Origin of the sequence: Lapillicoccus sp. (assembly GCF_039935575.1) — a bacterium.
GTDB lineage: Bacteria > Actinomycetota > Actinomycetes > Actinomycetales > Dermatophilaceae > Lapillicoccus.
Genome location: NZ_JBDTKA010000022.1, coordinates 44201 through 51059, shown reverse-complemented (window position 1 = coordinate 51059; position 6859 = coordinate 44201). Strand labels below are relative to the sequence as shown.

4 protein-coding genes are annotated in these 6859 nt (G+C 73.0%); 1 reads left to right on the top strand and 3 read right to left on the bottom strand.

The annotated features are described in order from the left end of the window. Window positions 1-36: 36 nt before the first annotated feature. From ABI385_RS03215 to ABI385_RS03205, 3 genes are all read right to left on the bottom strand, one after another. Entirely contained in the window at window positions 37-1527 is a 1491-nt protein-coding gene (locus ABI385_RS03215) for a DUF5719 family protein (RefSeq protein WP_348102293.1), read from the bottom strand. Next, a complete protein-coding gene (locus ABI385_RS03210) occupies window positions 1524-5072 on the bottom strand; it encodes a glycosyltransferase (RefSeq protein WP_348102292.1) in 3549 nt (1182 codons plus the stop codon). Before ABI385_RS03210 ends, ABI385_RS03215 begins: the two co-directional genes overlap by 4 nt. Before the next feature lie 106 nt (window positions 5073-5178). After that, on the bottom strand, window positions 5179-5442 hold the full coding sequence (locus ABI385_RS03205) for a WhiB family transcriptional regulator (protein WP_348102291.1): 264 nt from the start codon (window positions 5440-5442) through the stop codon (window positions 5179-5181). A 390-nt stretch (window positions 5443-5832) separates the two neighbouring features. On the opposite strand from ABI385_RS03205, the gene cofD reads away from it, so the two are divergent. Then, window positions 5833-6813, top strand: a complete 981-nt coding sequence (cofD, locus tag ABI385_RS03200) for a 2-phospho-L-lactate transferase (RefSeq protein WP_348102290.1) — start codon at window positions 5833-5835, stop codon at window positions 6811-6813. The last annotated feature ends 46 nt before the right edge of the window (window positions 6814-6859 follow it).

The window sequence follows — 6859 nt, the reverse complement described above, 5'->3', positions numbered from 1 at the left end:
CGACGGTCACTCGTCCGGACCCAGTTCAGCCCAGGTTCAGCCTGGGAGCTGGCGAACCGGCACCTGAGTCGCGCTCACGACGGCCGGGGGCAACGGGACGACGGCGAACAGTGGCCCGGCCGTCCCCTCGGTGACGGAGATCGAGACGGCAGCGCGAATCGTGCCGGTGGTCTGGCGCACCCACACCTGTTGCTGGCCGGAGACGTCGAGCGTGACGGTGCTGTCGGCTGCCAGCGCGTAGGTGTGCGGGGTGACCTGCCCGCTCGCCGAGACCGTGTAGACGGACGCCGAAGCGGTGTCTCCGGTCGAGACGAGCTGGAGGGAGCCCGACGCCCCGGCGGGCAACGGCGTCCCGGCCAGCACGGGAACGGGCGCGGTGGACGACGACCAGGCGAGGTCGGACTGCTGCGCTGCCGTCCCACGGCGTTCGAGCACGACGCCCGCGACGACCGGCTTGTCGGCTCGCACCTGGACCGCGTAGGAACCAGCGGGGAGCGACGAGAGGTCGATCTCACGCACCGAGCTGCCGGGTATGCGGATGACGCCGTCGCCGGGCAGCCCGACCGGCCCCGCAGCGGTCAGGGCGCGGGCCTGGACGACCGCTTCCTCGTTGCCGGGGACGGCCACCCGCAGCGTCGTCGGGCCGCTGACGAACACTCCGGGGACGACCTGGTCGTTGGACGGCTCGGCCGTCGGTGCGACGTCGTCCGCACCTCGTCCGACGGCGCCGTCGACCCAGCTGTCGGACAGGGTCGCCGTGACGGCACCGCCGGTGGCGACGACGTGCACGACGGGGGTCTTCTCGGGTCCGACGAGCGCGTCGACGAGGAGGCTGGTGCGGCCGTGGGCGGGCACTGCGACGTTGTCGCCGCTCGCCGAGGCCAGCGCACCGGCCTGACCGAGCACGGAGACGTCGACCGAGACGGCGTTGGCGCCCGGGTTGGTCAGGACGACGCGCTCCCGTCGGGTGCTGCCGCCCCCGCCGCCCACCAGCCACAGGTCCGAACCTGGTGTGCGACACGCCGTGGCGGACAACGCCCGGTCGTCGCCTTCGGTGGTCAGCGTGGTCTGCAGACCAGCAACGCCGGGCGCGAGGGCGCCGGTTGCACTGACCCGGCCGACCGTGCTCCCCGTCAGTGGCGCCTGCACCACAGTCGCGGCAACGGATGTGGCGGCCAACGGCGTGCCGGTCGAGGCGGCGTCTCCCGGGGGTACCGCAGTCAGGGCGACCGACCCCGCCTCCGGCACGGCCGCAAGGCCGGTCATCGCAGCGGCGGGCGGCGAGGCGGCATACACGGTGGTGGTTCCGGCGACGGCAGGCACGCCGGCCAGGCCCTCGGTCTCGGGACCAGGGCACGACAGCGCGGAGGAGGCGACCGGGACGAGCGCGGACTGGGGGGCGGCCACCTGCTCGACAGCGGGCGTCAGGGAGAGCGTCCCGGACACGTTCGTGGCGGCCCAGACCAGGCCCCCGCCGACGGCGACGACCACGACGCCGCGGGCCAGACCCCACCACGGCGGCCTCACGTCAGCCGCCGCGAGCGTCGGGTGCCGAACGGTATGGCGAGGAACATCACGATGGCCAACAACGCCAGCTGAGCGAGGAACCAGCGCTCGTGGGCCGGTGGGAGGTCGATGTCGAGACGACCGCCGGCCGCCGGGATCGCGTAGGTGGGCGGCCCAGAGGCCGAGACGACCGTCAACGGTGCACCGTCGTAGCTGACGACGGCGTGCCCAGCCCACTCGGGTGCCTCGGCGACGACGACGCGGCGCCCCGGGGCGCCGACCGACAGGTCGCGCGACACGGCACCGTGCGGGCCGACGACGGGCACGCTCTGGAGGGGCCTAGCGGCGGCGTCGTCGAGGCGGACGCGAGCAGGCGGGACGGGGACGTCGGCCGCGACGCTGGACGGGCGAGCGAGAACCCGCCAGAGCGTCTGGTCCTCCGACGCCCCGAGCCGGGTCAGTCCGGGGGCCGCGTCCAGCGTGCGAGCCAGGGCGCTGTCGCCAGCCCCACGGAGCGAGACGAACCCGACGCCGAGATCGGCGAGCGCGGGCCCCGCTCCGGAGGCCGGGGTGTCGGAGCCTGACGCGATGCTTCCGAGGACGGTCGCGAGACCGGGGTCGGTGACCTGGGTCGCGCGGGTGACGTCACGCATGAGGTCTCCGGGCTCGTTGCCGTAGAGGGTGTAGTCGAGTCTGTTGGTCGCCGGTCTGAGGACGACGAGTCGGTTCGCGTCCGGGCCGCTGGCCTGGTCGACCGCGACCGCGGGCAGGACGGTGGACCCGGGCGCGAGGGGACCAGACCCCTGCCAGGCGAGCAACCCTCCGGCGGCGGCGACCGTGAGGGTGACCACCGCGGCAGCCAGGCCGGCGGCGACGCGGCGCCAGCCCCAACGTGGCTCGCCGAGGACGTGAGCCAACCCGTGCCAGCCGGTCAGAACGATCCCGAGGACCGCGATGACCCAGAGCTCGAGGCCGACCCCGGTCCAGAGCGTCGCGAGAGTCGAGACGCCGTCGTCCCCGGCAGCCTGGCCGACCTCGACGCGCTCGGAGCCGAGCGCCACAGCGAGACCGATGAGAGCCAGCGCAGAGAGCCCGACCATGGACACGGTCCGCGGCCGGCCGCCGCTACGCCGCACCAGGGCGAGCACCGCGACCACAAGCAACGGAACGAACAGGAAACCCAGCAGCCGACGGCCGCCGTCGGGCTGGGCGAGCGCCAGCTGCCAGGCGGGTGGCGAGTCAGTGCCCACGTCGACCAGACCAGGGCCGCTGAGCAGCAGCCTCGGCTCCTCGACGAACCTCATGACCCACGGCCCGAGCAGGGTTGTCGGGACGACCAGCAGCACCAGGGCGCGAACCCGCCGGCCGACGCCGGGGCCGACCAGCACGGCGACCAACGCGGCGGCAACGGCAACGACGAGCAGGGCCGGGACGAACGCACCGATCACGCCCGTGACGAGTGCCGTCGCGAACGTCAGGGTCCAGGTGCCCCCACGCCCCAGAGTCGCACCGAACCCGGCAACCACGAGGGGCAGCAGGATGTGGGCAATGACCAGCGAGACCCGCCCGGCGGAGATGGCCGCCAGGAGAACACCGCTCGAGCCCCAGGCGAGGGCGACCAGACCACGACCCCATCGCGAGCGGGTAGCGACCCGACCCGCGAGGTATGCCGTCACGGCGGACAGCGGCATGGCGGCGATCAGGAGCCAGGCGAGGGTGACGGACGCCGGGCTCCGCCCCGAGTCGACGTAGGGCAGTCGCTCGACCAGCCAGGTCAAGGCGGCGAGGACACCCACGGCTGGCGAGACGTCAAGGGCGTTGCCCCAGCCGGCCCCATGCCACCCGTCGCGGAACTGGTGCCACAGGCCGCCGGAGTCGGTCGCGAGTGCGTGCAGCTCTCCTCCGGAGAGACCGGCGCCCTGGGCGTTCAGCACGCCCTGGGCCAGCGCGCTGCGGAACATCACGGCGGACAGCACGAGGCAGGCGAGGGTGGCCAGGAACCCAGGATGCGTGGCGATCCGCTGCGGCAGCGACGGGGGCAGACCGGTGAGCGCCTCGGCCTCCTCGGAGACCGGTCCAGTCTCGGTAGCCTGCTCGCTGTCGGGTGCTGGCTCCGTCGGCCCGCTCACCCGGTCTGGGGTGAACGCCTCCTGCACCCGGTCCCAGGTATGGCCGACGGCCGTGCCGCCGCCGACGAACAGGGATCTCAGGTCTCGGCGGCGGACCCGGGAGGCGCGCAGTGAACGGGTGGAACGGGAGGCCCGGCGGAAGCGGAAGCGGGCGCCGATCGAGCTGACCGGGCGCACCAGCGCGGCGAGGTCGCCGAGCTCGGACCAGGCGTGTTGCGGCCGCTTGAGCAACAGCAGCGCCGTCGCGCCGACCAGGCTGCTCAGCAGAATCCAGACAGCGAGGAACGGGGCGGCTACCAGTGAGCAGCGGGTCAAGGCGACGCGGCGGGAGGCGCGCCGCTCGGCTCGGCGCTCGGTCAGCCGAGTGGTGGCGATAGTGGCCCCAGTGGACGAGGAACCGGTGCTCGCAGCGCTTCGTGCGCTCATGCCGCCGTCGGCGTGCCGCACCACGGCCGTGGGCACGACCACCACCCGGTGCCCGGCGAGCTGCGCCCGCCAGCCGAGGTCGAGGTCAGCGCCGTGCGCGGGAAAGGCCCGGTCGAACCCGGCCACGTCGTCGAGGACGGACCGGCTGACCAGCATGCCGGTGATGCCGACGGCCAGCACGTCACTGCGGGTGTCGTACTGCCCCTGGTCGGCCTCGCCGGGTTCTGGTGAGTCGATCCGGCGACCGGCGCGGGTGACCTGTCGGCCGAGCTCGACGAGCTGTCGCGGCTGGTCCCACTCGACCACCTTGGGGCCGGCGATGCCGACGCTCTGCGACCGGCGCACCGTGTCGACCAACCGGAGCAGCGTCGCGGGAGCCGGCGCCGTCGCGTCGTCGAGCATCCACAACCACTGCCGCCCACTCTGGTATGTCGGGCCGAGCGGCGGCGTGGCAGCCCTCGACCCGATCGACTCACCGCGGGTCGGCTCTGCGGTCCCCGACGCCTCGTCGGTGGACTCCGCCCCGCTCGGGTTCGCGCCCCCCGACACGCCCCCCGACACGGTGCCGCTGGATAGAGCGCCGCCCGACTGTGAACCAGTCGAGTCTGAACCAGTCGACTCTGAACCAGTCGACTCTGCGCTGGTCGACGGTTGGCTGGTCGACGGTTGGCTGGTCGACCACCCGCCCGTCGCGTTCGGGACGCTCGTGCGGTCCAGCTCGGCGAGGACCGCATCGACCGCGAGGCCGACCGGCACGGGCCCCTGACCCGCGGACGTCGTGCGCAACGGTCCCGGACCGCCCTGCACGGGCAGGACCGTCGCGTCAGGAACGACCTCGCGCAGCCGGTCGTGCGAGAGCAGCTGCTCGCGCACGGCGGCGAGAGCGGCAGAAGCCGCGTCGTCGACCACGACGACGACCCGGTCCGGCGGCCGCACCTGCTCGGCGAGCGCATCGAGCACCTCGGGCAGACCCATACCGGGGACATCGGCCACCCGAACGACGGCAGTCACCTGCAGGGTCGCAGGCCGGTCCCCCCGGCGAGGCTGAGGGGACGGCATGGCGGGCGGCGGCGCGAGCGTCGTCGTCACGAGATCAGCGGGAGTCGCCGGCGGCGACTCAGACCGCACGCTTCTTCAGCTTGCGGCGCTCGCGCTCCGACAACCCGCCCCAGATCCCGAAGCGTTCGTCCTTCGCGAGCGCGTACTCCAAGCACTCGGCCCGCACCTCACACCCGATGCAGACCTTCTTCGCCTCCCTGGTGGAGCCGCCCTTCTCCGGGAAGAACGCCTCGGGATCGGTCTGTGCGCACAGCGACCGTTCCTGCCAGGTCAGCTCGTCCTCTGGTCCCTCGATGTTCGTCACCACACTGAGCTCGTACATCGCGCCCTCCTCGACCCTGTCAGCGCGCACACGGTGGTGCGCCGCCGTCCTTGGCTCCAATGCTGACCCCTGCTCCCCTGGTGGCGGCGATGCGGGTCGACCTCGGAAGGACAGTGGTGAAATTACACGCGTGTCATTGGTCATAAGTCAAGCCTTGAGGTGATATTTGCTGCCCGCGGATGCAGACAGGACGTCAGCACCGGCGTGTCCGGCGCGACGCGCGGCGCGATATGACCAGGAGCCGGGCTCTGCTGAGCACGAGCGGGCGGCGCTGGTGCCGGTGCCGGTGCCGCTGCCGGTGCCGGGGCCGGTGCAGGGGCCGGTGTGCACGACGGCGCGTGAGGTGCAGGCCGGTGCAGAGGCGGGCTGCGCTGCTGCCAGACTCGGGGCATGCAGATCACGGTGCTGGCGGGCGGCGTCGGTGGAGCCCGCTTCGTCCGCGGCCTGCTCGCCCACCTCGACCGGACCCCCGAGCTCGCTGCCTCGACCGTGACCGTCATCGGCAACACCGGCGACGACATCACGTTGTTCGGGCTGCGAGTCTGCCCGGACCTCGACACCGTCCTCTACACCCTCGGCGGCGGTATCGACGAAGCCCAGGGATGGGGTCGCGAGGGCGAGACGCACGCCGTGCAGGGCGAGCTGGCGGCATACGGGGTGGAACCCCAGTGGTTCGGACTCGGCGACCGGGACATCGGAACGCACGTCGCGCGGTCGCTCTGGCTGGGTCAGGGTCAGACCCTCTCCGAGGTGACGGCCCGGCTCGCGGCCCGGTGGGGTCTCCCGAAGCAGAGGGTCACCCTGCTGCCCATGACCGATACACCGGTCGAGACCCACGTGGTCCTCGACGAGGGCGGCGAGCAGCGCGCCGTGCACTTCCAGGAGTGGTGGGTACGCCTGCAGGCTTCCGTCCCGGCGGCCCGGTTCGTCGTCGTGGGTATGGACCACGCGACCGCCGCGCCGGGAGTGCTCGACGCCATCCGCACCGCGGACCTGGTGCTCCTGCCACCGAGCAACCCGGTTGTGTCGATCGGTGTGATCCTCGGCGTCCCCGGGGTGCGCGACGCGCTGCGGGGCACGCGCGCGCCGGTCGTCGGAGTGTCGCCGCTGATCTCCGGCCGCCCGGTCCGCGGCTACGCCGACGTGTGCCTGCAGTCGATCGGCGTCGAGTCCACGACCCGCGGGGTCGCCGGGCTCTATGAGGACTTCCTCGACGGGTGGCTCGTGGCGCCGGAGGACGACTGGTTCGTCCCGTCCGGGCGGCTGGTCGTGCGGCCCCGGCCGCTGCTGATGTCCAGCATCGAGGCCGCGGCTGACATTGCCGGCGCGGCCGTCGAACTCGGCACCCAGCTCACCGGCGTACGGGCCTGACGGGTTCCGTGGTTCGCTCCGTGACTGGTTTTGGCGTCCGGCGCAC

Excerpts from the sequence above, each read along its gene's own strand:
- ABI385_RS03205 (WP_348102291.1), bottom strand. The coding sequence starts at position 5,442 with ATGTACGAGCTCAGTGTGGTGACGAACATCGAGGGACCAGAGGACGAG.
- cofD (WP_348102290.1), top strand. The coding sequence starts at position 5,833 with ATGCAGATCACGGTGCTGGCGGGCGGCGTCGGTGGAGCCCGCTTCGTC.